The organism is Pseudomonas sp. TSRC2-2 (assembly GCF_049897785.1).
Taxonomy (GTDB): Bacteria; Pseudomonadota; Gammaproteobacteria; order Pseudomonadales; family Pseudomonadaceae; genus Aquipseudomonas.
Window position 1 is genome coordinate 136239 of the sequence record NZ_JAFCWZ010000014.1, and the last position, 26450, is coordinate 162688.

Below are 26450 nucleotides of genomic sequence, written 5' to 3' on the forward strand. Positions count from 1 at the left end.
CGCCCGTCCTATTGCGGATACAAGGATTTTTATCGATGTCGTTACACCCTGATCTGGAAGCTTTCCTCGACCTGGCGCAAGACAGCCAGGACGCCGGCCTGCCGGCCATGCACCAACTGAGCCCGAGCGAAGCCCGCGCTACATTCGAACAGACCACCGCGCAATTGCGCTGGCCGGCGCCGCAGGACCTTGAAGTCACGGAAATCGAAACAATGGCCCGGGACGGCGCGGCGCTGGCGTTGCGTTTGTATCGACCCAACGGCGTTGAATCGCCGCTGCCGGTGCTGGTGTATTTCCACGGTGGCGGATTTGTGGTTGGCAGTCTGGATTCCCACGACGACGTCTGCCGCGAGTTTTGCCAGCGCACGCCGTGTGCGGTGCTCTCGGTCGGTTATCGGCTGGCGCCGGAACATCGCTTCCCGACGGCGCTGGAGGATGGCGAAGACGCTTTGTCGTGGCTGGCCGAACAGGCTGCGAGCCTCGGCCTGGATTGTTCGCGGGTCGCGTTTGGCGGTGATAGCGCAGGCGCTACGCTGGCGACGGTGCTGGCGATTCAGGCTGTGCGGCAACCGCACACGGTGGCTATCGCGCCCAAGGTGCAGTTGTTGTGTTATCCGGTGACCGATGCTTCGCGGGTGCATGATTCGCGGCTGTTGTTTGGCGAGGGGTATTTGCTCGAGAACGAGACGCTGGAGTGGTTTTATCAACACTATGCGCGTGGGCCGGAGGATTTTCTGGATTGGCGTTTTTCGCCGTTGCTGGCGGAGGATTTGCGCGGGGTTGCGCCGGCTATTGTGGTATTGGCCGGGTTTGATCCGTTGCTGGATGAGGGGCAGGCTTATGTCGACAGGCTGCGTGGGCAGGGGGTGGCGGTCGAGGTCGAGGTTTGTGCCGGGTTGACTCATGATTTGTTGCGGTTGGGGGCGGTGGTGCCTGGGGTTCTGGAGGTTTATTTGCGGGTTGGTGGGGCGCTTGCGCGGGGTTTTTGGATTGGGTGAATATCCGTTTTTTTGGTGTTGCTGCTGGCGGTTTCGCCCTTACGGCGACTTACTTTTTTACAAGCGCCCGGAATGCCGGCCCAGAAAAAAAGTAAGCAAAAAACGCTAGCTCCTACGTTCGGCCCTCGCAGGCTCGGGTCCCTTCGCTCCGGGACTGATCCGGGCGCAGCGGCTACGGTTTGCTTCGCTGCACCTACACTCGCTGTGTTCGACTTCGTCGAACGGTCGCTGCGCTCCCACCCCCGGATCAATCCCTCCACTCAGCCTTCCGACGTCGCCCATAGATCAAAAGCACTCGAGCTAACGCTCATTGTTGAGTGGTGCGGCTTCGCCGCGGGCAGCTGCGCTGCCTTGCTTTTGCTTTTGCGGGAGCGAGCCTGCTCGCGAAGGCGATCTGCGAGGCAACCAATTCCTATCGAATTCACGCGATCCAACTGTAGGAGCTGCCGAAGGCTGCGATCTTTTGATCTGGCTTTTGCTTTGGCTTTTGACCCGGCCCTTGATCTATTTCCCCTTCGGCAGGCTTCGTTACAGGATCGGTCCCGTAACGAAGGTACCCCGAGCCCCAGCGAGTGGGCCGTACGCCGGGGCAAAGCCTTTTGGGTTACCTTTTTGCTGGGCCGGCACTCCGGCGTTTGAAAAAGGTGACTCGCTGTAAGAGCGAAACCGCCAGCGGCAGCACCCGCAACAACGGATATGTTCCCAATCCCAAAAAACAAAACCAAAAAGCCCCGCATCTCACAATGCGGGGCTCTCTCACAGCTCAAATCAAAAAATCAGAAATCAGCCTTCACCGACATCACAAAATTGCGCGGATCCCCGTAGAAGTTACCGAACCCCTCGGTACCAATGGTCGCGTAATAACGCTTGTCGAACAGGTTATTGCCGTTCAACGCCACCGACCAGGTGTCGTCAATCCGATAACCAATGCGACCGTTCCACACCGCATAACCCGCGCCGTCGACATTGTCTCCGCCAAAAGGCGAAACCCGGTAGGTGCCTGTCTGCGCATTGACACCCGCACCAATGGTCACACGGTCCAGCGGCCCGCTCAGGGCGTAATCACCCCAGACGCGCAACAGGTGACGCGGCACGTAAGAGTTGTAGACCGCGCCATCCTGAGTAGCATCGGCGTCTTCCAGCACTTTGGTCTGGGTGTAGGTATAACCGGCCAGCAATTGCAGGCGGTCGATCACTTCACCGCTGACTTCAGCCTCAAAGCCCTGGGCGCGGACCTTGCCGGAGTTGATCTGGCAGGAACTGTCTGCGCACCGCAGATCATCCTGGGCCGCGTCTTTCTGAATGGTGCGGAACAGGTTGAACGTGGTGTTCAAGCGACCGTCGTACCACTCACCCTTGATCCCCAGCTCGTAACTCTGGCCAATCAGCGGCTTGAGCGTGCTGCCGTCGATGGTCTTGTACGAACCTTGCGGGGTGAAAATGTCGGTGTAGCTGGCGTAGGCGGTCAGATTGTCGTTGAGGTCGTAGAGCAGGCCGGCGAACGGCGTGACCTGGCCGGTTTCGGTGGACTGGGTGTTGACCTCGGTGCCTTCGCCGCGGAAGTACTGCACCGAGTCGGTGTCGGACTTGTACCAACTGACGCGGCTGCCGAGTACCAGGGTCATCGGGTCGGCGAGTTTCAGGCGGGCGATCGAGTAAGCGCCGTATTGCTTGATGTGCATGTCCACCGGGCCGCCACGGGAGGCGTTGGCCAGGTAGTAGCTTTCATCCGGCTGCGGGATGTGGTGGTTCGGGTTGAACACGTTCTGACGCTGTGGCAATGCCGCCACCGCGTAGAAGTCGTCCTTGTGCGAACGGCTGGCATTGGCGCCGACGGTGAGTTCGTGCTGCTGGCCGAAGGCGTCGAATTTGCCATCGACGTAGGCATCGAAACCGTAGTCGCGCTGATCGTAGTCATAGGTACTGCCGAGCATCAGCGTGTTGGTGGCCGTGGCGCCCAGTGGCACCGCGCCGCTCGGGAAGGCGTATTCCATGTCCTGAGTGTTGCGCGAGTAGACACCGGCGACTTTCAGCGACCAGTCATCGTTGAACTGGTGTTTGACGTCGGCGAAGTAGGTGGCGCGTTTGCTGCGTTGGTTGTTCCACGCGGTGTTCAGGCAGGTCGAGCGTTTCAGGTGCAGGTCGGAGCCGTCGGCGTAGCGCGGCAGGCCGCCCCAGCACGGGGTGGCGTCGACATCTTCATAGGCCATGCCCAGACCGAGGGTGGTGTCAGGGCTGAGGTCGAAGTCCAGGGCACCGTAGTAAATCTGGTCGCGGCGTTCAGCCACGTCGTAGAAATACTGACGGGTCTGCTGGGTCACCACGGCGCGGCCACGGACAGTGCCGGCGTCGTTCAGCGGGCCGCCGGTGTCGACCTGGCCGCGGTAGTTGTCCCAGGTCCCGGCCGACAGCGACAGCTGCGTGTGCGGGGTGTCCTGGCCGCGCTTGCGCACGAAGTTGACGCCGCCGGCGGTGCCGCCCGCGCCTTTCATCATGCCGGCCGCGCCGCGAAGGATTTCCACGCGGTCGTAGATGGCCATGTCGCTGTTGAAGCTGTCCGCCTGCACGTAGCTGCTGCCGATATCCAGCGGCACGCCGTCGTACTGGTACTGGCCGGTCATGCGGAAACCGCGCGAGTAAAAATACTTGCCGCCCATGGGCGAGTCGTAGACGGTGATGCCCGGGGTCTTCTCCATTACCTGTTCGATGGTGTTGAGGTTCTGGTCATCGAGCATCTTGCGGGTCATCACCGTGACCGACTGCGGTGTGTCTTTGAGCGAGTGCACGCCCTTGCCGATGGTCACGCCGCCGGTGGTATAGGAGTTGCTGCCTTCGGTGGTAGCGCCGAGGCGGTTGGCGTTGACGTTGGTCGGCGCCAGTTCCATCGCGCTGCCGCCAGCGGCCGGGCCGAGCACGGTGACGGTGTTGCCGTCACGCTGATAGCGGATGCCGGTGCCGCTGAGCATCGCCTTGAGCGACTCGTCGTCCTGATAGCGGCCGTTGAGGGCGCTGGAGCGCAGGCCTTGCAGGCTCTCCGGGCTGTAGACGATTTGCAGGCTGGTCTGCTGACCAAGGGTCTGCAGGGCCTGGGCCAGCGGTTGGGCCGGTATGTTCAACGTCCATTCCTGGGCCTGGACATACGGCGCTGCCGCGAGGGTCAGTGCCAGACCCAGGCCGCTACCGGCCAGGCGAGTGCGGGTCGCGCCGTGCATCAGCAGGGCTCGAGTCAGAGGGCGAAGCATGAAACGGGATGCGGACATGAGGTTAAGACCTTGGCAGGTATAGTTGTTAATGGTTCTTATTCATCTCATTAAGACGAGGAAGCCGCGGCAAACCGGAAAAGTTTTTTCTCCGGCCTGGCCACGGCTGCCTCGATCAAGCGGGTTGCAGTTCGCTTCTGACCTTGCCGGCCTCCATGCGCACGAGCTGATCGGCGACGTCGAAGTAACGGTCGTCGTGTGAAATCACGATGATGGTTTTGCCCAGACGCTTGAGGTCGGGCAGCAGCTCGGTATAGAAGATCCGCCGGAAGGTCGGGTCCTGATCCGCCGCCCATTCATCGAACACCAGCACCGGCCGCTCTTCGAGCCAGGCATTGACCAGTGCCAGGCGTTTGCGCTGGCCGGTGGACAGGTCGGTGGTGCTGAACGCGCCGTCGCGAACGCTGACCTTGTGCGCGATCTCCAGACGTTCGAGGTAGCGCGTAGCGTCCTGCGGCACCTCACGGTCGCCCTGAATCAGGTCATCGAACAGGTAGTAGTCGGCGAAGATCGTGGTGAAGTTCTGGCGGTAATCGTCGCGGTTGACCGCAGTGATCGGCTTGTCGTTGACGCAGATTTCGCCCTCGGTCGGCGCGTACAGGCCCAGGAGCAATTTGATCAGCGTGGTTTTGCCGCAGCCGTTCTCACCGACGATGAACACGATGTCGCCCTGTTCGATGCGCAGGTTCACCGGCCCGAGACGGAAGGGTTCGCTGCCTTCCACGGCCGGGAAGGCGTAGCGCACGTTGCGCAGTTCCAGGCTGTTGACGGCGGCCGGCTTGCTGCCCTGGTCCTGCAGCAGCAGGTGCGGTTCCGGCGAGGAGAACTGTTCGCTGAGTTCGGCGATGCGGCGGAAGGCAATCTGCGCACGGCTGATGATTGGCAAGGTGCTGATCAGGTGTTCCAGCGGCCCCTTCATGTACAGCAGCACCAGAACGAAACCGCTCATCACCGCTTTGTCGGCACTCGGCCACAGCGATTGCAGGGCCAGGGCCATGCCAATGACCACGAAAAACAGCATCGAACCAAACGACTTGGCGATGACGAACGTGTTGATCGATTTTATCTGTGTGTCGCAGATTTTCTCGGCGGTTTTCTGAATGCCGGCGACGAACATGCGCTGACGGCGCGGGCGGTGGATACGCAGTTCCTTGGCACCTTCGGCGATCGCGTTGTAGTGCTTTTGCAATTCGTCTTCAGAGTCGCGGGCGGCGTAAAAGCCGCGCATGCCCTTGGCCCGTGCAATCGCCTGGATGGTGGTGCCGATGGCGATGGCTACCAGCATCATCAGGAACATCGGCCATGACAGCATTGCCAGATAGCCGAGGCAGCCGAGGGTCACGGTCATGGAAATTGCCAGCGGCGCGAAGGCGAAGGCGAAGTCGCTGATGGTGTCGACATCGTGGGTCAGCACCGGAATCAGGCGATGGCTGCGGTAGCGTTCGATCTGGTCGATCGGCGCCGACAGGACTTTCTCTCCCAGCTCTTTGCGCAATTTGGCAATGATGTGCTGGCCGACGTAATTGGTGCCGATGTCCGACAGGATCGTGGTCAGCAGGGCCAGAGCACAGAGGCCGGCAAAGATCATCACCACGGTGCGGGTCAGGCCGTCATCGGAATGCAGGGCGTTGTTGATGGTCGCCAGCAGCACGGTGACGCTCAGGCCGCCGAGCATGCCGAGCACGATGGACGCCGAAACGATCAGGCGGAAGGGCTTGAGCAGGGCGAACAATTCGTTGATCGCCCCACGCGTAGGCTTGGTCATGGAGGATTCCTGCTTCGATGCGGAGGGAGTGCCGGTACTTAAGGAAAACGAATGGTCGCGGAGTTTCTTTAAACGAGCGCAGGCGCGGCTGCGCTCGTCGAGGGCGGGATCAGAGGTCGCGCACTACGCGAAAGCCCAGCCAGTCGCCTTTGCTGGTCGGCCAGCTGCTATTGCGGTTGCCCGAACGCGAGAAAATCGGCGCCTCGCCCCAGTCGTTGCCGCGCATGACCTGGCGTTCGCAGTTTTCCTGAGTCCATGGGCGACCGTCGGCGGGGACGCCGGAGTAGTCCGGGTGATAGCAGTCGGCGGTCCACTCGTAGACGTTGCCGTGGGCGTCGAACACACCAAACGCATTGGCCGGGAAGGTGCCGGCTGGCGAGGTGAAGTTGTAGCCGTCAGCCGCGCCATAAGTGTTGGCGTGTTTGGCAATCTGGTAATCCTTGCCCTCATCGAACGGGAACGGGAAAGGCCCGGTGCTGCCGCCACGAGCGGCGTATTCGCGGATCGATTCGCTTTGCAGGCGATAGGCGTGGCCGGTCTTTTTCGACAGCCAGTCGATGTAGCCCTGGGCTTCGGCGACGTTCATGCACACCGCCGGGTCGCGGGGCGTCTGTTTGAATTCCGGCTTGCCGGCGGTGCAGCGGCGGCCGGGACGGTCATCGAAGTCGTAAGGCTTGTTGCCGGTCTCGCGCACATAGGCGTCCCATTCGCCCACCAGCACCTGCGAGCGGCTGATAGCCAACGGTTTGCTGAAGGTGACTGTGTGCAGCGGGCCTTCGTCGGGCTGCCGGCCGACTTCATCATCCGGCGTGCCCATGGTGTAGCTGCCGGTCGGCAGCACGACCATTTCCGGGCAGTCCTTGCAATCCTTGAACACTTTGCCCGCAGCGGGCGCTGGAGCTGCCAGCACGGTGCCGGGCAACAGTGCGGCGCAGAGGGCGCTCAGCGCCAGTGCGGGCAGGGCTTTGAAGGTGAGTGACGCGTGAGGCTTTTTCATGGGTCGTCTCTTTGAAAGGAAAACGGCAGTCGAGGGTCAGGCGCGCAGTTTTTTGCCGAGGATGTTCATGAAGCGGTCCACTTCGGCTTCGCTGTTGAGCAAACCCGGCGCGGTCCGGATCACCGGCCCGACATCGCGGCTGACCGCGTCGCAGATCACCCGGTTTTGCATCAGATAAGCGGCAGCTTCGTCGCTGTCCTGGCCCTTGATCCGGAAGAAAGTGAAGCCGGCGGAAAACTGCGCATCGAGCGGGGTCACCAGTTCGATGTTGCGGTGCTCCTGCAAGCGTTGCTTGAGGTAACTGTTGAGCTGATGAATGCGCGTCTGCACCTCGGCCTTGCCCAGTTGCAGGTGCAACTTGAAGGCTTCGTCCAGCGCCCAGCGATGTTCGAAGGCGTGGTAGCCGCCCGGGGTCATGATGGTCGAGAAGGCTGTGGCCTCGGAGAAGGTCGGCACGCTGGGGCTGACGTATTTCAGTTCTTCCGTGCGGCTGCAGACGATGCCGGTGCCGCGTGGGCCGAACATCCACTTGTGGGTGCCGGCGATGAAAAAATCGCAGTTCATCTGCGGGAAACTCAGGTCGTCGACGCCGAAACCGTGCACGCCATCAACCACGTAGATCAGCCGATCCTGGTCGTCGCGCTGGCGGTTGTGCTCATCGACCAGCCGCGAGATCTCGCTGATCGGCAGCTTCACGCCGCTGCCCGAATGCACCCAGGTCATGCCCAGAACGCGGGTCTCGGGGCGGATGTTGCGATTGATCGTGTCGAGTACCTGATCCAGAGAAATGCGCTGCGGGGTTTCGAACAGCTTGAGTTTGCGCACGCGCGTGCCGTCGCGACGGCTGCGAAAATCGAGGATGTTGCGCGTCGAATAATGCTCGTGAACCGTGGTGAGAATTTCCTGATCCGCGCGCACCTGCACACTGCCGTAGATCATCGCCAGCCCTTCGGTGGTGCTGCCGGTGAGGGCGATTTGCGCCGGTTTGGCTTGCAGATACTGGCCAGCCCAGTGGCGCACGTTTTCTTCGCGTTTCTCGGTGACGCCCAGATCCCAATCCATCGCCAGACCCGGATTCAGATCCAGCGCCGCGCGATGGCGCTCGATGGCTTCGCGCACCGGTTTGGGGTGCGAGGTAACGAGGAAGTTGGCGAAGTGGATGGCCTGGGGATCCTGATCGAACAACTGGCGCAACTGCGCCCATTTGTCCCGCGACGCAGTCGGTACGGCAGCGGTTGCCGTTGGCACATTCAGGCTGGCACCCAGGGGCAGGGCAGCGGCGAGCAGGCCCGCCTGCTTGAGAAAAGTGCGACGATCGGTCATGGCCGCGCCACCTCCTGGCGCGACGCCAGCGCCGGTTTCGCGGCTTTTTGCACCTGATCCCAGACGCGCATGAAGTTGCCGCCCCAGAGCTTGGCAATGTCTGCCTCGGAGTAGCCGCGCTGCAACAGTTCGGCGGTGACGTTGCGGATTTCACCGACGTTTTCCCAGCCTTTGATGCCGCCGCCATCGTTGAAATCCGAAGCAATGCCGACGTGGTCGATGCCGATTTTGCGCACCGTGTAGTCGATGGCGTCGCCAAAGTCCTTGAGCGTGGCTTTCGGTTCTTCTTCGAGGATCGCGTAGAGGCCGCTGGCGTACTGGCCGAGCTTCTGTTCCGACCAGGCGGTGATGATCGGATCGCCGGGCATCAGCGCCATGGCCAGATCAGGCAGTGGCGGCAGATCGAAGCGCGCACGCAATGCATTGAGTTTGTCCTGCGTGCCCTGAGTCAGGGGTTTGAGGTACTGCGAGAAAGCGACCACTTGCACCACGCCGCCACTGTTCTTGATCAGTTGCAGTTCTTTGTCGCTGAGGTTGCGCGGGATATCCACCGCCGCCCGGGGCGCCGAATGCGAGGCCACCAGCGGTGTGCGGCTCAGTTCGGCGACTTGCTTGAGGGCTTTGGTCGACATCTGCGACACGTCGATGATCACGCCCAGATCGTTCAAGCGCTGCACCGCTTGTTTGCCGATATCCGAGAGACCATCGAGGGCATCGGGCGAGTCATTGAAAAACGGCAGCGCCCGCGACGAGTCGGCCCAGCTGTTGTTGCCGATGTAACTGAAACCGAACATGCGCATGCCGCGCCCGGCCCACAGGTCGAGTTTGCTCAGGTCGTCGCCCAGCGGGTAGGCGTTGAGCATGCTGATGAAAATCGCAAACTTGCCTTCGCCGTGCAGCCGGCGCAAATCATCCGGCGTATAGGCGATGCCGGCCTGATTGGGAAAGTCGCGGACGATTCCGGAAATGATCTTGTAGCGCACTTCCTGCTGGTTGCGCGCCTCTTCGACAAAACCCTCGGTCGGACGATGCGGAGCGTTCGGGCCGTTCCACATCTCCGGCCAGCCGAACACCGTCAGCGCCGCGCCGGACAAGCGCCCGCGATTGGCCTTGACCAGGTCGAACTGGCCCGAGCCATCCTTGTCGGCTTCGTGGTCGTGACTGCCGAAACTCAGCGGCACGGTGATGTGGCTGTCGAACGACAGCAGGCGATCCTGCAACTCGCTCGCCTGTTTCATCACCTTCACCGGGTAGCCGGGGTTGTTCAGGTAATCCCAGGCCAGAAATCCTGCGCCGGCACTGATCGCCAGGGCCAGTGGCAGGCCGATGAATAGAGCCTTTTTCCAACGCGGTTTTGTCATTGCCATCTCATTCAGGTTCGCCGTCAAGGTACAGGCGCAGGGGCCTTTGCTATCTGGGAAGAACGAGTGGCCGCAGGGCTAATTTAGGCGCGCGTTACAAATGCCCGGCAGCGGCAAGGGGATGTTTTGCCGGCAGCGTAAATTTCCCTGGCGAGCAAACGTTCTAGCTTGGATACAGCCTGCTTCATGGCTGACACAGGTAGGGCAATGACGATCTCTCGACGCTGGTTCATGGCGGGCATGGCACTCACGGGCGCCGCGCTGCCTGCCGCTTTTTATGCACATCGTGAACTGACTCGCGAGGAGTTTCCGATCACCCCGGGCGAGGCCACGGTCGATCTGGCGGACACCGCCGGGCAACAATTGGCGGACAATTTGCGCGGGGTCTGGGACATTCGCTTTACCGGTGCGGCGGCCGGGCTCGATGGTCTGCCACCGCATGGCCTGGAGCTGTTTCTCGACATCGCCCATCGTGGGCGCGGCTTGCGCGGTTATCTCGACACCGGGACCAATCTGCGTGCCGAGGGGCCTGCGCGTTATCAAGTGATCGGCGATCTGGCGCCGGGCAACGGCGCCGAGATGTATTGGCGCCTGCTGCGCACCGATGCGCCACTCGCGCCGCCGGTGTATGAATTCAAAGTCAAACTGGATGAAGTCTGGGCGGCGTTCGGCAATGCCGGCAGCGCGACGTTCACCGGGCGGGTGCTGCGTCTGGATCGGCCGTTGGCGTTGCCCGAGCTGGACAATCAGTTCATTGCCATCAAACGGCGTTTTCCCGAAGCCCGCGAACGCACGGGTCTGAACCCGCAACTGTTGGCCTGGCTGGTGGCGCCCGAACATCGCCTGTTCCACCAGCTCTGGCACGCCACGCGTGACAAGTGGCACAAGCTGTCGGAGAAGAAACGCGAGGCGCTGCGCGGCATCGGCTGGCAGCCCGGGCCACGTGACAAGGAGCGCGATGCCCGTGGGCCAAGCAAGGATCGCAATGGCTCGGGCGTGGATTTTTTCTTTATGCACCGGCACATGCTCGGCATCGCCCGCTCGATGCAGGATTTGCCTTCCTGGCCGGCGTTCCCGCAGCCGCAGCCTGAGCTGGAGCGGGACCGACAGGGATTCGCGCGTTACTTCGATAATCACGACGGCAATTCCCTGCCGCCGACCTGGTTGGCCGAGGGTGATGACGAGTACACCAAATGGGTCAGCGACATCAAAGCGGCGGAGACTTTCCAGAGCAATTTCCTGGTCTGGGAATCGCAGTATCGCGATCCGCGGTACTTGTCCAAATTGACGCTGGGCCAGTTCGGCTCCGAGGTCGAACTGGGCCTGCACGACTGGCTGCACATGCGTTGGGCTTCGGTGGCGCGTGACCCGTCCAACGACATTCCGGTGCCGATGGCGCGCGATCAGGCAGACTTCGCCGCGCGCTGGTATGCGCCGGAAAACGACTTTCTCGGCGACCCGTTTTCCTCCCACGTGAACCCGGTGTTCTGGCGCTTTCACGGCTGGATCGATGATCGCCTGGAAGACTGGTTCCGCGCCCACGAGCGTTTTCACCCCGGCGAAGTGACACGTCTGCACGTCAACGGCGTGCCATGGTTTGCACCGGGGCGCTGGGTGGAAGTCGCCGACCCCTGGCTCGGCCCCGACACCCACGGCTGCAGCACCGTGCCCGGCCTGCAAGTCGGACGTTCAGTGGAGATGGACCCGGAAACCATGAAACTGGCGCTACGCATCACCTTCGGCGACGAAGACAACATGACCGAGCTGTTGCGCAAGGTGCCACAGCGCCCGTGGTATGCGCGGCATCTGAAGGTCAAGGGCCGGCAGCTTTAGATCGCTTCAACACACACTCTGACTTGGTCGCAATCCCTTGCAGGCTCACTCCTACAGAAAAGCAAGATCAAAAGATCGCAGCCTTCGGCAGCTCCTACAGGGGGGGCTTTGTTGTGCCGTAAATTGTGATCTGTGCGCAGTTCCATTGTGGGAGCGGGCTTGCTCGCGAAGACGCCAGTCCAGTCGACGCATCTCCGTCAGATCGCCTCCCAGCCACCGCCCAAGGCTTTGTACAAGGCAATGCTCGCCTGCAACCGCGACAGGCGCAGTTGCACGTTCAGGTCTTGCGCCGCATACAGGGTGCGCTGGGTTTGCAGCACGGTGAGCAGGTCTTCGGCGCCGGCCTGGTAGCGGCTCTGGGCGATGTCGAAGGCGGTTTGTGCCTGGTGCAGTTCTTCGCTTTGCCATTGCCGTTGTTCGTCGAGGCCGCGAATGCTGCTGAGGGCTTTTTCGACGTCGGCGAAGCCGTTGATAATCGCGCCGCGATAGGTCTCCAGCAGTTCGTCCTGACGAGCCTTGGCCTTGTCGCGTTCGGCGCTGAGGCGACCATTGTTGAAAATAGGCGCGGTCAGCCCCGACGACAGGTTGTAGAACGTCGTGCGCAGCAGGTCGGCGGCGAGGTCGGCGCCGCTGCCGAGGCTGGCGGTCAGGGTGATCTTCGGCAGCATCGCCGCGCGGGCAACGGTGACATCAGCCTGGGCCGCCGCCAGTTTGGCCTCGGCACTGGCGATGTCCGGACGACGGCTGAGCAAGTCGCTCGGCACGCCACTGGCGATGTCCGGCCAGTGCAATTGGGCGAAGGATTGCGCGGGCAGTGGTAACGCTTGCACCGGTTGGCCGAGCAGCGCGGCGAGGCTGATCAGCGCTTCACGCGCCTGTTGTTGCACCAGTGGCAGGCGACGCTGTTGTTCGGCTACCAGGCTTTTCTGCTGGGCCAGTTCCAGCGCGGTGGCGCTGCCGGCGGCGAAACGGGTCTGCACCAGGTGCAGCACATTCTGCGCATTGGCCAGATTGAGTTCGGCAATGCGCGCCTGTTCTCTCAAGGCCAGGGCTTGGGTGTAACTGTTGGCGACGCCGCTGAGCAAGGTCAGCTCGACGGTGGCGCGGTCGAACTCGCTGGCCTGCACGCCGAGCACCGCACTGTCACGCGCGGCACGCTTGCCGCCCCAGAAATCGATTTCGTAACTGGCGCTGAGTTCGGCATCGTAATAGTCCAGCGAGCGATTTTCCGGGCTGACATCCAGTTGGCTATAGCCCTTGCCGTGGATCAATTTCTGCCGGTTGGCGTTCAGCCCGGCCTTGAGTTCGGGCAGCAGCGGGGCGCCGGCGATGGTGGCGCTGGCCTGCGCCTGCCTGACCCGCGCTACGGCGGCGGCGAGGTCGTAGCTGCCCAGCCGCGCCTGTTCCACCAGCCGCTCCAGCTCGGGGCTGCCGAATTGCGTCCACCATTGCCGATTGCTGTGCAGCGCGCCGTGGCTGTCGGCTGACTGCCACGCGCGCGGCGCCTGCACGCCGCTGTCGAGGCGCGGCGTCGGGCTGCTGCAGGCCGCCAGCAACAGGCTGGCGGCGAGAAATGTCAGTCGCACTTTCATAGATCGATCATTCACTGGTAAGGGCCGTGACCGGGTCGAGCCGGGCAGCTTTGCGGGCCGGCATGAAGCCGAAAATGACGCCGGTGACCAGCGCACAGGCAAACGCGCCGACCACTGCCAGCGCTTGAAAGGCGATCGCGACGCCGCTGAGCAACAACACGCCGCCAACCAGCAGCGCCAGGCCGATTCCGGCGATACCGCCGACCACCGACAGCATCAGCGCTTCAGTGAGAAACTGGCGCAGGATGTCGCGCTGCCGTGCGCCGGTGGCCATGCGAATACCGATCTCGCGGGTGCGCTCACGCACGGTCATGAGCATGATGTTCATCACGCCGATACCGCCGACCAGCAGGGAAATCGCCGCAATCGCCCCCAGCATCAGCGACAGCGTGCCTTGCGTGCGCGCTTCGGCCTGGATCATCGCGGCATTGTTGGTCAGCTCGAAATCCTTCTTGCCGTGGTGCCGACGCAGCATTGCCTGTTCGATGGCCTGTTCGGCGTCCTTGACCTTGCGCGCATCCTTGGCCGCGATCACCACGTATTGCGGGTTGCGACTGCCGAACAGGCGCATGCTTGCCGCCGAATAGGGCACGGCGATGCGGTTGTCGCTGTCGGAGTCGCCGGAGCTGGCGCCTTTTTCGGCGAGCACGCCAAGGATCTGGAACGGCACGTTTTCGATGAGGATGTATTGACCGATCGGGTCGGCGACATCCTTGAGCAATTTGTCGCGAACCTTGGTGCCGATTACCGCGACAGCGGCGGCGCTGTCCTCGTCGGCCTGGGTGAAGTAGCTGCCCTGGGTCACCGGCCAATTGAAGATCACGGGGAAGTTGGTGTCGTTGCCGCCGACGTAACTGCTGTGGTCGGCGTTGCCAAACCGCACACCGGCGGTCGAGCCATTGACCGGCATGATCCGCTCCACCTGGGGCAGGGCAGACAGCTCTGCGACGTCGTCGAGGGTGATGATGCCCTCCGGTGTGCGTGGATTCGGCGCCGAGCCGCTGAGGTAGATGATGTTGGAACCGAACGCGCCCATTTGCGCCATGACCTGACGCTTGCTGCCTTCGCCGACGGCGAGCATGACCACCACTGACGCCACGCCAATGATGATGCCCAGCAGCGTCAGCGCCGTGCGGAAGCGGTTGATCCACATCACTCGCCACGCCGCTTGCACGGCGTCGATCAATTCACCTTTCCAGGCGCCGGTCTGGCTGCTGCCGTTGTTCAGGCGCTGGCGCAGATCAACCGCTTGCAACGCGCCGGGATTGACCACAGGCGGCGCGCACGCCTGCTCGGCGCTGTCACTGATAATCAGGCCGTCGCGGATTTCGATGATGCGTTTGGCTCGCTGCGCCACTTCCCGGTCGTGGGTGATGAGGATCACCACGTGGCCCTGATCGGCGAGTTCGTCAAGCAGGGTCATGACCTCGGCGCCGCTGTGGCTGTCGAGGGCGCCGGTGGGTTCGTCGGCGAGGATGATGTGGCCGCCGTTCATCAGCGCGCGGGCAATCGACACCCGCTGTTGCTGACCGCCGGAAAGTTGATGCGGACGGTTGCCGGTGCGAGTGCCGAGCCCAAGACGTTGCAGCAGCGCCAAGGCGCGGGCATGCCGCTCGGCGGCCGGGGTGCCGGCGTAGATGGCCGGCATCTCGACATTTTCCTGGGCTGAGCCGGAGGGGATCAGGTGGTAGCCCTGAAAGACAAAACCGAACGCTTCGCGGCGCAGCCAGGCCAATTCATCGCTGTCCAGCTGCGCGACATTTTCCCCGGCGAACAGATACTCGCCGCTGGTGGGGCGGTCCAGGCAACCAAGAATGTTCATCAGCGTCGATTTGCCCGAACCGGAGGCGCCGACGATGGCGACGAACTCGCCGGCGTGGATCGACAGATCGATCCCGCGCAGCACTTCCACCAGCGGGCTGTCATCACCGCCGTAGGCTTTGCGGATCTGCCGCAGGTCGATCAGGGGCGTGTGCATTCAGCCTCCGTGACCGCTGGCCGGGGCGCTGAGAATATGCTCGCCCTCGGCCAGACCTTCCAGCACCTGGGTGCGCAGGCGGTCGCTGATACCGGTGCGTACGTCCCGCGCCTGAATATCACCGTTGGCGGCGACGATCTGCGCCCGCTGCCACTGCGGACGCGAGCCCGGTTGCAGGGCAGCAGTCGGCACGGTCAGGGTGCCTTGCGCCTGCTCGGCGACGAAGAACACCTGCGCGGTCATGTCGGTCATCAGGCTGTGATCGGCGTTATCGACATCAAGCAGCACGGTGTACAACACCACCCGTTCGCTGCCGCTGCGACCACCGGTGGGACTGCCGCCCTGATTTTGCTCAAGCGGGCGCGGCGGCACCGGCAAAATCTGCCGCACGGTGCTGCTCCAGCGCCGGGTGCCGCCGCTGAGGGTGGTGAAGTAGGCAGTCATGCCGGGTTTGACGTGGCCGATGTCGGCCTCTGAAACCTCGGCCCACACCGTCATCGGCGACAGCCGGGCAATGCGCAGGATCAGCGGGGTCTGTTGTTGCGCGTTGAGGGTCTGGCCTTCGCGCGCACCGACGGCGACCACGGTCCCGCTCATTGGCGCATAGATGCGCGTGTAACCGAGTTCCGCCTCGTCACTGCGCAGGCTGGCCTGAGCCTGGCGGATCTGCGCCTGGAACATGTCGATGCGCGCCTGGGTTGCGCGAACCTCGGCGCGGGCGGTCTGCACATCCTCTTCGCGCGTGGCGCCACCGGCGGCGAGTTTCTGTTGGCGCTGGTATTTCTGCTGCGCCAGATCGTGCTGCGCGCGCTGCTCCTGCAGCTGCGCCTTGAGGTTTTCGATGGAAAAGCGCCCGGCATCGAGCTTGGCTTTCTGTGTCGACGGGTCGATTTCCACCAGCAACTGGCCTTCCTTGACCGTATCGCCAGCCTCGACGTGAATCTTCTGAATCTGCCCCGAAGCCTGTGCGCCGACATCCACGTAGCGGCGCGGCTGCAAGGTGCCGAGCGCCGTCACGCTGTTTTCGATATCGCCCCGGCTGACCTGCACAGTGGCAACGGCGTCGCGACCCGGTGGCAACACTTGCCAGGCAGCAACAGCGATCACGGGAATCAGACAGAGGGCGGCGAACAGCGCGCGACGGGCGGGGCGGGGACGATTCATGCAGGGTTCCGGCCAGTGGTTGCGGCCCGTCGCAAGGCACGACAGACACAGGGGCTGTCCTGTAAACGAGGCATGCGCCACGGAATTTAGCCGCACACACATCGAGCTGTTGCACGCCGGGCCACCACTATTTGTCCGGTATATGGAATCAGCTCTTTAAATCTATATGAGAATTACTATAAATTACGCACCTCAAGTTGCCACTATCTTGCTACTGCGTCATTCGCAGGTCTGATCAGTGCGCTCAAGGACAGAAACGGCATCGATGCGGTCGGGAGTCATGTTGGAGAACTACTATCGTGAGCTGGTGTGTTTCCTCAACGCCAGACTGGGCAACCGTCAGGTCGCCGAGGATGTGGTGCATGACGCCTACGTACGCGTGCTGGAGCGCTCCAGCGAAGTCCCGATCGAACAACCCCGCGCCTTCCTCTATCGCACCGCGTTGAACCTGGTCATTGACGACCACCGCCGCAATGCGCTGCGTCAGGTCGAATCGCTGGACGTGCTCGATAACGAGGAGCGCTATTTCACCCCGTCACCCCACGGCACCCTTGATCACGGCCAGCGCCTGGAAATGCTCCAGCGCGCATTGGCCGAGTTGCCTGCGCTATGCCGCGACAGTTTTCTGCTGCGCAAGATCGAAGGCCTGTCCCATCCGGAAATCGCCCAGACCCTCGGCATCTCCCGGGCGATGGTGGAAAAACACATCGTCAACGCCATGAAACATTGCCGCTTGCGCATCCAGCAATGGGATGGCCAGTGATCCGCGCCGGTTAAATTTCCTTTCATCGTCCTCGTTCCTACTCAACAGACGACCTGCTGACCATTCAGGCCGGTCAGGCCACCCAGGCTTTTTCCCCGCGTTGAGGGGTTCATCCAGAGGACACTGGAAATGACACAGGCAATTGCATCGCCCATCGTTCACGACCTGATCGGCGTCGGTTTCGGCCCTTCGAACCTGGCGCTGGCCATCGCTTTGCAAGAACGCGGCGCGACCCAGGGCGAACTGGATGTGCTGTTTCTCGACAAGCAGGCCACTTACAGCTGGCACGGCAACACGTTGTCGACGCAGAGCGAATTGCAGATTTCCTTCCTCAAGGACCTGGTGACCCTGCGCAATCCGACCAGCCCGTACTCGTTCGTCAATTACCTCAAGCACCACGGGCGTCTGGTCGACTTCATCAACCTCGGCACTTTTTATCCGTGCCGCATGGAGTACAACGACTACCTGCGCTGGGTGGCCGGGCAGTTCACCGGGCAGAGCCGTTACGGTGAGGAAGTGCAGTTCATCGAACCGGTCCTGCACAACCAGCAGGTTGAAGCATTGCGCGTTATTTCCCGGGGCAGCGACGGCCAGCAGTTCGTGCGTACCACGCGTTCGGTGGTGGTCAGCGCTGGCGGCACACCGCGCATTCCCGAGGCGTTCAAAGCACTGAAGGGCGATCATCGGGTGTTTCACCATTCGCAATACCTGTCGCAAATGGCCAGGCAGCCGTGCGTGAACAATCAGCCGATGAGCATTGCGATCATCGGTGGCGGGCAGAGCGCGGCGGAAGCTTTTATCGATCTCAACGATTCATTCCCGTCGGTGCAGGTCGACATGAACCTGCGCGGCTCGGCGTTGAAGCCTGCGGACGACAGCCCGTTCGTCAACGAAGTGTTTTCGCCGGAGTTCACCGACCTGGTGTTCCAGCAGAACAGCGTCGAGCGCGAGCGGTTGGTCAACGAGTACCACAACACCAACTATTCGGTGGTCGACATCGACCTGATCGAACGCATCTACGGCATCTTCTATCGGCAGAAGGTTTCCGGAATTGCCCGTCATGCCTTCCGCACCCTGACCACCGTCGAAAGTGCCACGGCCACGGCAAACGGTATCGAGCTGGCAGTGCGCAACAACGCCACCGGTGAAGTCACGGTGCGAATCTATGACGCCGTGGTGCTCGCTACCGGTTACGAGCGGCAGATGCACCGCAAACTGCTCGCGCCGCTGGAGGAATACCTCGGTGAGTTCGAAGTCGATCGCAATTACAAACTGATCACTGATGAACGCTGCAAGGCCGGCATTTATATGCAGGGCTTCTGCCAGGCCAGCCATGGCCTGAGCGACACGCTGCTGTCGGTGCTGCCGATTCGTGCCGACGAAATCGCCGGCTCGCTGTATGAGCATGGCAAGCAGCGCGGGCATAGCCGCTCGGTGGCGGATTTGTTGTTGGCCACAGCCAGCTGAGTTCTGCGGCGCCTGACACACCGCCTTCGCGGGCAAGCCCGCTCCCACGATGGTTCTGTGAAGGCAGAGCAAAATGTTTTAGATCATTCCCACGCTCTGCGTGGGAATGCCTCAACGGACGCTCCGCGTTCGGCATTTGGAAGGGACGCGGAGCATCCCGGGCTGCATTCCCACGCAGAGCGCGGGAACGATCGCAGAGGGAATCCTGAACCCTGCCTGAACATCCCTCACATCCCCTCAAGCAGCGCTTCCAGCCATTTCGCTGCGGGCGTAAGCTGCGCGCGTTTTCATCAATTGCGGAGACCCACAGTGGGTACTTGTTCGAGTGACAGTTGTCGGCCGGTCTCGATGTCCGGCAGATTCTCGGCAAGATAACGCGCAGCCTTTCTCTCTGCCGTTGTCTCGCCGTAACAGCGAGCAGCGGCATCCCGTGCATGGCCAGTTCCGGGTCGTGCCTCGACGTCCTTCTCAACGACACTGAACCAAGCGTGCTGGCGACCTCAGTCGTCATCAGAGCTTATCGACACGCCTGTCGTGCCCGACCGGCGCGCCACGCCTTGCCGCGCCGGTTTTTCCGGTGCCAAGGCGCGGCGGTACCTGCTCGACGGTTTCCTGGCGGACCACAGGGGACACAGCCATGAAACTCACGCTCAAGGAATTTTTCGCAGGCTTTCTGCGCAGCCGCCATATCGGCCGGCACTTGCGTCGTCTGGCGCTGCTGGACTCGATCAACGACACCACAGTCAGCCGTGAAGTGCCGCCGACGCTGGCCAGTACGCTGGTCGCTGCCGCCCATGAAGACAGCGCTGCGTTGCTGTTGTCACTGGGCACCCACGGCGAGGGGCTGACCGAGGTTGAGGCTGATGCACTGCGCGCGCAACACGGCCTCAACGAAGTGGAACACGAGCAGCCGTTGCCGTGGTGGAACCATCTGTGGCACTGCTACAAAAACCCGTTCAACCTGCTGCTGACCTTGCTTGCGGTGATCTCCTGGCTGACCGAGGACCTCAAGGCTGCCGTGGTGATTTTCTCCATGGTGGTGCTGTCGACGCTGCTGCGCTTCTGGCAGGAGAGCAAATCCACTCAGGCCGCCGATGCGCTCAAGGCCATGGTCAGCAACACCGCCACCGTGCTGCGCCGGAATGCGCCGCGCCGGGAACTGCCGATCAAACAGCTGGCACCGGGCGATCTGATCGTGCTTTCGGCTGGCGACATGATTCCCGCCGATTGCCGCGTGCTCAGCGCCAAGGATCTGTTCGTCAGTCAGGCAGCAATGACCGGTGAATCGATGCCCGTGGAGAAATTCATCCATCAGGCTGATCGCGGCACACGTAACCCGCTGGAAATGGACAACATTCTGTTCATGGGTACCAACGTAGTGTCCGGTACAGCGGTGGCGGTGATTCTCACAACCGGCAACAGCACCTATTTCGGTGCGCTGGCGAAACGGGTCGGTGCGACTGACCGTGCGGTGACCTCGTTCCAGCAGGGCGTCAACAAGGTCAGCTGGCTGCTGATCCGGTTCATGTTCGTCATGGCGCCGCTGGTGCTGTTCATCAACGGTTTCACCAAGGGCGACTGGACCGAAGCGCTGCTGTTCGCACTGTCGATTGCCGTCGGCCTGACCCCGGAAATGCTGCCGATGATCGTCACCTCGACTCTGGCCAAAGGCGCAGTGTTTCTGTCGCGTAAAAAGGTCATCGTCAAACGCCTCGACGCGATTCAGAACTTCGGCGCCATGGACGTGTTGTGCACCGACAAGACCGGCACCCTGACTCAGGACAAAATCTTTCTGGCGCGTAATGTCGATGTCTGGGGTGAGGATTGTGATGATGTGCTGGAACTCGCCTACCTCAACAGCTATTACCAGACCGGCCTGAAAAACCTGCTGGATGTTGCCGTGCTCGAGCACGTTGAAATCCATCGCGAACTGAAGGTTGGCAGTGCGTTCCGCAAGGTCGATGAGATCCCGTTCGACTTCAATCGCCGGCGCATGTCGGTGGTGGTGGAGGGCCGCGGTCAGCCACATCGGCTGATTTGCAAAGGCGCGGTGGAAGAGGTGCTGGCGGTGTGCAGCCGTGTGCGCCATGGCGATGTCGATGAAGCGCTGAGCGACGAACTGCTGGCGCGGATTCGCCGGGTAACCGGTGCTTTCAATGCCGAAGGTCTGCGTGTGGTGGCGGTCGCCGCGCGCGCAATGCCCGAAGGACGCGATGTTTATAGCCTGGCGGATGAGCAGGAGCTGACGCTGATCGGTTACGTGGCTTTCCTCGATCCACCGAAGGAAAGCACCGCGCCAGCGCTCAAGGCCTTGGCCGAGCATGGCGTGGCAGTAAAGGTACTGACCGGTGACAACGAGCGGGTCACGGCGAAGATCTGCCGCGAAGTCGGCCTCGCCCAGCAAGGCTTGCTGATGGGCAAGGACATTGAGCGCATGAGCGATGCCGAACTGGCCGTTGCGGTCGAGATGACCAACGTCTTCGCCAGACTGACGCCGTCGCACAAGGAACGCATCGTGCGCATTCTCAAGGGCAACGGCCATGTGGTCGGGTTCATGGGCGATGGCATCAACGACGCGCCCGCGCTGCGCACCGCCGATATCGGGATTTCCGTCGACAGCGCGGTGGACATTGCCAAGGAGGCGGCCGACATCATCCTCCTCGAAAAAAGCCTGATGGTGCTGGAGGAGGGCGTGCTCGAGGGGCGCCGCACGTTCGCCAACATGCTCAAGTACATCAAGATGACCGCCAGCTCCAACTTCGGCAACGTGTTCTCGGTGCTGGTGGCCAGTGCGTTCATCCCGTTCCTGCCGATGTTGCCGATGCACCTGCTGATGCAGAACCTGCTCTACGACATTTCGCAGATTGCCATTCCGTTCGATAACGTCGACGAGGAGATGTTGAAACAACCGCAGCGCTGGCAGCCGGGTGACGTCGGGCGCTTCATGTTGTTCTTTGGCCCGATCAGTTCGATTTTCGACATCACGACGTTCGCCTTGATGTGGTACGTGTTCGACGCCAACACCCCGGATCACCAGACGCTGTTCCAGTCCGGCTGGTTTGTCGTCGGGTTGCTGACCCAGACCCTGATCGTGCACATGATCCGCACGCCGAAGATTCCGTTCCTGCAAAGCCGCGCAGCCATGCCGCTGATGGTGATGACCGCGATCATCATGGCGGTCGGCATCTTCCTGCCGATGGGGCCGCTGGCGCATTACTTCAAACTGCAGGCGCTGCCGTCGCTGTATTTTGTGTTTTTGCCGCTGATTCTGTTGGCGTACATGGCCCTGACCCAGGCGGTGAAAGGCTTCTACATTCGCCGGTTTGGCTGGCAATAACGGCCCTGGAGCGCATTCACCTGTGGTAGCGAGACTGCTCGCTCCCGCAGGGGATAGGGGTGCGTCAGCGCGGTGGGATGTGGGGATGCCCGGATAAATCACCTGATATTTAGGAAAAGTCCTACAGAGCTATCCACGGCGCTTGCGTAGTCTTGCCTCCCCCAAAACCTTACCGGGAGAATGACCATGAGCAACAAAGCGTTGCGCATCCTGATCGCCGACCCGCAGCATTTTCATCGCATGAAAATCGAGCGCCTGTTCAACGCGCTCGCCTATTACCGCGTGGCCCCGGTGCAGAATCTCGACGAATTGTTGACACTGGTCGACTACGGCTGCGAGCCGTTCGATATGCTGGTGATCAATGCCGAACTGGCGGCGGGCTCCCTGGATCTGCTGGGTTTTCTGCTCGATAACCCACAGGTTCGCCACGCTCTGATCTACAACGAACCGTCCGCGCCGTGGCAGGCAAATGCGGGGTTTGCCCAGGAAAACGTGCAGATCAGCCCGGTGCCATTGCCCAATTCACAACTCATCGGGCAAGTGATGGCCAGGGTCGAGGCCTCTGGCGACTGCCAGGCAATGCCTGACTCGCATTGGTCGTTGCGCCATGCCAATGCATAAAAGACCGGTGCGCCCAACTGTCAGAGCTGACAAGTGATTCTCTTGCTCATCCAGGTGGCAGCGCCAGCGCAGCCACCGATTTCGGCACCGGCTGTTGCGGTGTCTTTCACGATTGTGCGGGAGCGAAAATGAAGTCAGCGCTGATCGTCGATGATCATCCAGTAGTGCGCGCGGCTATTCGAATCGTCCTGCAGGCTCAAGGCTTCAGCCAGATTCATGAAGCGTCCAATGGCAACGAAGTCGTGCCGTTGATCTGCGCGCATGATCCGCACCTGGTCGTGCTCGATCTGGGGCTGGGGTCCATGGACGGGTTGGAAGTACTGACACGAATCCAGATCAAGGCGCCGACGGCGCGCTGCCGGGTTCTGGTGTTCAGCATGCATGAGCCTACGCATTACCAGGAGCGTTGCCTGCGTGCCGGCGCGAGGGGCTACGTAACCAAGAGCAATCAACTGACGCTGCTGCACGAAGCCATCAAGGCGCTGATGTCCGGCCACACTTATTTCTCCGCGTTGCCCAATAACAGCGGTCTGTACAACGCCATGCAACGCACTGAAAAGGAGCTGATTGCTCAGCTTTCCGATCGTGAATTATGCATTTTCGTGCAGTTGGCGCTGGGCAAGCCGAACAAGGCCATCGCCCAGGAGATGCACCTGAGTCACAAGACCGTCAGCACCTACAAGACCCGCATGATGGCGAAACTTTGCCTGGGTTCACTGGTGCTTCTGCGTGAATTCGCCAAGCGCAATCACTTGATTTGAGTGCCCAAGACATGACGCACGGCCTGCGGATTTTATCGCTGTGGCTGGGGCTTGTTGCCTCGGTCTGGGCGAATGATCAGCCGCAGACGCTTGAGGTGCTGGCGCGCCTCGAACCGGGGAGTATTCAGGTCCGCCTCGATGATCGGGAACGCCAGTGGCTGCGAGAGCACTCTGTCTTGCGCATGGGCATCTCCGGCCCTGATTACCCACCCTTCGAGATCACCCGCAATCAGCATGAGCTGGAGGGGCTGACGGCCGATTACGCCGATCTGCTCGCGCAACTGCTCGGCATCCGGATTGAAGTGCGGCGTTTCGCCGATAGGCCCGCATTGATGGCGGCGCTCAAGCGCGCCGATGTCGATCTGCTGGGTACATCGAACAGTTTCGAAGCGGCGGATCCGGCGTTCATTCTGTCGCGGCCATACGCTGAAGATCAGCCGATGCTCGTCACGCGCCACCATGAGAAACTGCCCGCCAACCTGGCGGCCAAACGCATCGCTGTGGTCGCAGATTACCTGCCGCTGGCCCATATTCAGGCGTTTTACCCCGCCGCCCACGTTCAAGTTTATGCGTCGGCAATGGATGCACTCGGCGCGGTCGCCTTCGGTGCCGACGATGTGTACCTGGGCGACTTCATCAGCGCCTGTTATCTGATCAACACCAACTATCGCAACGACCTGCAACTGGCCGGGCCGTCGGGGCTTGACGCCAACGCCTTCGCTTTTGCGTTGTTGCGCAGCGACGTGATGCTCAAACGCATCGTCGACAAGGCATTGTCGGCCCTGCCCATGGAGCGTCGTCATCTGATCGAACAGCGCTGGAGTGTCGGCCGCGCCGAGATGGCCGAACAGTCTCGAGTGCAACTCAGCGCCGCGGAGCAGCGATGGCTGGACCAGCATCCAGTGGTGCGGGTGGGCGCCGTTGAAGATTTCGCACCGTTAACTTTTTTCGATGCCGACGGACGCTTCAATGGGCTGTCAGCGCAATTGCTGAGCCTGATTGCGCAGCGCAGCGGCCTCAATTTCGAGATCGTGCGCGGCACCTCGCTGAACGATCAATTCGAGCAACTGCAGGCCGGTGAGCTTGATGTTCTGCCAGCGGTGACGCCGAGTACCGAGCGTGAAGCGCAACTGCGATTCACCCGCGCCTATCTGAGCAATCCGTTCGTGCTGGTCAGCGCGGCGAACGGGCAAGCTCCGCTGTCGCTCGACGAACTGGCGGGCAAACGCCTGGCCATCTACCGCGGCCACCCATTGCGTGATTACCTGCTGCATCGCGTGCCCGGTCTGCATCTGGTCGAGGTCAAAAGCCCCGCCGAAGGCATGGCGCTGATTGCCAAAGGACAGGTCGACGTGACGGTGAGCTCGTTGCTGGTGGCGCGTTTTCTCATAGCCCGGCAGTATCGCGACCGTCTGCGAATCACCGGCACCGTTGGCGATCAGCCGGCGCGCATCGCTTTGGCCACGGCGCCGCAATCGGCATTGCTGCACTCGATCCTGAACAAGGCGTTGCTGAGCATTGCGCCGCAGCAAACGGATGAACTTGCCGAGCGCTGGAGCCACGATCTGGTGGTCGAAGACAGCTACTGGCTGCGCCACCGTCAGGAGATAATGCTTGGTTTCGCCGGCGCAGTTGCCTTGCTCGTGCTGGCAATGCTCTGGATCGGTTGGCAGCGCCGGCAGATTCATCAGCGTCAGCAATGGCTGTTGCAACTGCAGCAGGCCAAGGACGCGGCGGACGAAGCCAATCGGGCCAAGAGCACTTTTCTGGCAACCATGAGCCATGAGATCCGCACGCCGATGAACGCTTTGATCGGCGCGCTCGAGCTGGCCCTCGAGCGCGCAGAAGAAGGCGTCACCGACCGACTGGCAATTCAATTGGCATCGAATGCCGGCCAGCAATTGTTGGCGTTGATTGGCGACATCCTGGATATCGCGCGCATCGAGTCCGGGCATTTGTCCCTCGCACCCGAACGAGCCAATCTACGCGACACGGTGTCATCGGTATGCCGAGTATTTGAAGGGCTGGCGCAGCAGAAGCGTTTGTTGTGGCGCATCGCACTTGATCCGCGCGCCAATGCGGATGTGCTCATCGATCCGACGCGTTTCAAGCAGGTGCTGTCAAACCTGTTGAGCAATGCGATCAAATTCACGGAAGCGGGAGAGGTGAGCTTACGGCTGCGGATGGTTGCGATATCGCACGAGCAAGTGAATGTGCAGGTGTTGATCGAAGACAGCGGCATTGGCATCAGCGCAGAGGATCAAGAGCGGCTGTTCAATCCGTTCGTTCAAGCGAGCAATAGTTCACAAGCAGCGCGCAGCGGGTCCGGCCTTGGCCTGGTGATCAGCCGCAACCTCTGCGCAATGATGGGCGGCACGCTGCGCCTCGACAGTGACCTGGGACAAGGCACGCGAGTGGAAATCAACCTGCGGTTGCCCCTGCTGAGCGCGATGACGGCCACACCGGTATCGCCCGACGTGACGCCCGCCGCCCGTGTATTGGACGTGTTGGTGGTGGACGATTATCCGGTCAACCGCTTGCTGATGGGCTGGCAACTGAGCGAGCTGGGACATCGCACGGTAGACGCTGGCGATGGTGAGCAGGGGCTTAAACGCTGGCGCACGCAGGCCTTCGATGTGGTGATCACCGACTGCAACATGCCGCGACGCAACGGCTATGAATTGGCGCAGGCGATTCGCAACGAAGAAGCCGCCAGCGGCCGCAGACCCTGTCTGATCCTGGGTTTTACTGCCAATGCGCAGGTCGAGGAGCGCTTGCGCTGTCTGGATGCCGGCATGGACGGCTGTCTGTTCAAACCGATTCGCTTGCATGATCTGGCTGAAGCCTTGAATGGCGCTCGCGGCTGCGAGCCTTACGAAGATGAATCGCCGGGCGTTGAACTTGATCTGAGTGCTCTGGAACAGATGGTCGGGGCCGATCACTCGTTGATCGAACGCTTGCGCAAGCAAGTCGGCAACAGCCTGCGCGACGATCTGCACACTCTGGATCATTTGCAGGCGGGCGACCGCGAAGGCTTGCGCGAGTTGACCCATCGCATCAGGGGCGGTGCGCAAATGGTCGGCGCGGCGCGAATTGTGGCCGCGTGTGCAGCTCTGGAAACGGCGTGCCGGGACAGTGAAAACGCGGTGGTCGACGGTGCCATCGACGAGTTGCGCAAAGTCATGCACGGCCTCGCCCGAAGTCTCTGAACAAATGCCGTCACCTGCTCG

General features: G+C 61.7%; 17 protein-coding genes. 8 read left to right on the plus strand and 9 right to left on the minus strand.

Annotated features, from left to right (window positions below; genetic code table 11):
• Positions 1-35: 35 nt before the first annotated feature.
• Positions 36-998: an alpha/beta hydrolase gene (locus ACP7D9_RS25575; protein WP_426159974.1), complete on the plus strand. Its 963-nt coding sequence runs from the start codon at positions 36-38 to the stop codon at positions 996-998.
• A gap of 776 nt (positions 999-1774) precedes the next feature.
• Here the strand turns inward: ACP7D9_RS25575 and ACP7D9_RS25580 are convergent.
• The 5 genes from ACP7D9_RS25580 to pvdM form a co-directional block, all read right to left on the minus strand.
• Positions 1775-4258, minus strand: a complete 2484-nt coding sequence (locus tag ACP7D9_RS25580; protein ID WP_426159975.1) for a TonB-dependent siderophore receptor — start codon at positions 4256-4258, stop codon at positions 1775-1777.
• A 115-nt stretch (positions 4259-4373) separates the two neighbouring features.
• Positions 4374-6023 (minus strand): cyclic peptide export ABC transporter, encoded by a 1650-nt coding sequence (locus tag ACP7D9_RS25585; protein WP_426159976.1) that lies wholly within the window; start codon positions 6021-6023, stop codon positions 4374-4376.
• Positions 6024-6132: 109 nt separating this feature from the next.
• Positions 6133-7020, minus strand: coding sequence for a formylglycine-generating enzyme family protein (locus ACP7D9_RS25590; protein ID WP_426159977.1), 888 nt, complete (start codon positions 7018-7020; stop codon positions 6133-6135).
• A gap of 36 nt (positions 7021-7056) precedes the next feature.
• A complete protein-coding gene (locus ACP7D9_RS25595; protein ID WP_426159978.1) occupies positions 7057-8343 on the minus strand; it encodes an aminotransferase class V-fold PLP-dependent enzyme in 1287 nt (428 codons plus the stop codon).
• Positions 8340-9704, minus strand: coding sequence for a pyoverdine-tailoring dipeptidase-like protein PvdM (gene pvdM / locus ACP7D9_RS25600; protein WP_426159979.1), 1365 nt, complete (start codon positions 9702-9704; stop codon positions 8340-8342). Before pvdM ends, ACP7D9_RS25595 begins: the two co-directional genes overlap by 4 nt.
• 207 nt (positions 9705-9911) lie before the next feature.
• Between pvdM and ACP7D9_RS25605 the strand changes: the two genes are divergently transcribed.
• A complete protein-coding gene (locus tag ACP7D9_RS25605) occupies positions 9912-11537 on the plus strand; it encodes a PvdJ/PvdD/PvdP-like protein (RefSeq protein ID WP_426159980.1) in 1626 nt (541 codons plus the stop codon).
• A gap of 197 nt (positions 11538-11734) precedes the next feature.
• Here the strand turns inward: ACP7D9_RS25605 and ACP7D9_RS25610 are convergent, their stop codons facing one another.
• The 3 genes from ACP7D9_RS25610 to ACP7D9_RS25620 are packed head-to-tail and all read right to left on the minus strand — an operon-like array spanning position 11735 to position 16271.
• Positions 11735-13129, minus strand: coding sequence for an efflux transporter outer membrane subunit (locus ACP7D9_RS25610; RefSeq protein WP_426159981.1), 1395 nt, complete (start codon positions 13127-13129; stop codon positions 11735-11737).
• Between the two features lie 7 nt (positions 13130-13136).
• Positions 13137-15107 carry a MacB family efflux pump subunit gene (locus ACP7D9_RS25615; RefSeq protein ID WP_101160084.1) on the minus strand — a complete coding sequence of 657 codons (1971 nt, stop codon included), beginning with the start codon at positions 15105-15107 and terminating at the stop codon, positions 13137-13139.
• The gene (locus tag ACP7D9_RS25620) at positions 15108-16271 is read right to left on the minus strand and encodes an efflux RND transporter periplasmic adaptor subunit (RefSeq protein ID WP_426159982.1); all 1164 of its coding nucleotides are present in this window, start codon (positions 16269-16271) and stop codon (positions 15108-15110) included.
• A gap of 280 nt (positions 16272-16551) precedes the next feature.
• On the opposite strand from ACP7D9_RS25620, the gene ACP7D9_RS25625 reads away from it, so the two are divergent.
• Both ACP7D9_RS25625 and ACP7D9_RS25630 read left to right on the plus strand, forming a co-directional pair.
• Positions 16552-17034, plus strand: coding sequence for a sigma-70 family RNA polymerase sigma factor (locus ACP7D9_RS25625; protein WP_426159983.1), 483 nt, complete (start codon positions 16552-16554; stop codon positions 17032-17034).
• 129 nt (positions 17035-17163) lie between these two features.
• On the plus strand, positions 17164-18501 hold the full coding sequence (locus ACP7D9_RS25630; RefSeq protein ID WP_426159984.1) for a lysine N(6)-hydroxylase/L-ornithine N(5)-oxygenase family protein: 1338 nt from the start codon (positions 17164-17166) through the stop codon (positions 18499-18501).
• A 510-nt stretch (positions 18502-19011) separates the two neighbouring features.
• Here ACP7D9_RS25630 and ACP7D9_RS25635 read toward each other — a convergent pair.
• Entirely contained in the window at positions 19012-19140 is a 129-nt protein-coding gene (locus ACP7D9_RS25635) for a hypothetical protein (RefSeq protein ID WP_426159985.1), read from the minus strand.
• On the opposite strand from ACP7D9_RS25635, the gene mgtA reads away from it, so the two are divergent.
• The 4 genes from mgtA (at position 19139) to ACP7D9_RS25655 (ending at position 26429) form a co-directional block, all read left to right on the plus strand.
• Complete coding sequence (gene mgtA, locus ACP7D9_RS25640; RefSeq protein WP_426159986.1) at positions 19139-21838, plus strand: magnesium-translocating P-type ATPase; 2700 nt, start codon at positions 19139-19141, stop codon at positions 21836-21838. The genes ACP7D9_RS25635 and mgtA overlap by 2 nt on opposite strands.
• A gap of 186 nt (positions 21839-22024) precedes the next feature.
• On the plus strand, positions 22025-22459 hold the full coding sequence (locus tag ACP7D9_RS25645; protein ID WP_426159987.1) for a chemotaxis protein CheY: 435 nt from the start codon (positions 22025-22027) through the stop codon (positions 22457-22459).
• Between the two features lie 128 nt (positions 22460-22587).
• The gene (locus ACP7D9_RS25650; RefSeq protein WP_101160067.1) at positions 22588-23220 is read left to right on the plus strand and encodes a response regulator transcription factor; all 633 of its coding nucleotides are present in this window, start codon (positions 22588-22590) and stop codon (positions 23218-23220) included.
• Between the two features lie 11 nt (positions 23221-23231).
• On the plus strand, positions 23232-26429 hold the full coding sequence (locus tag ACP7D9_RS25655; RefSeq protein WP_426159988.1) for a transporter substrate-binding domain-containing protein: 3198 nt from the start codon (positions 23232-23234) through the stop codon (positions 26427-26429).
• Positions 26430-26450: the final 21 nt, after the last annotated feature.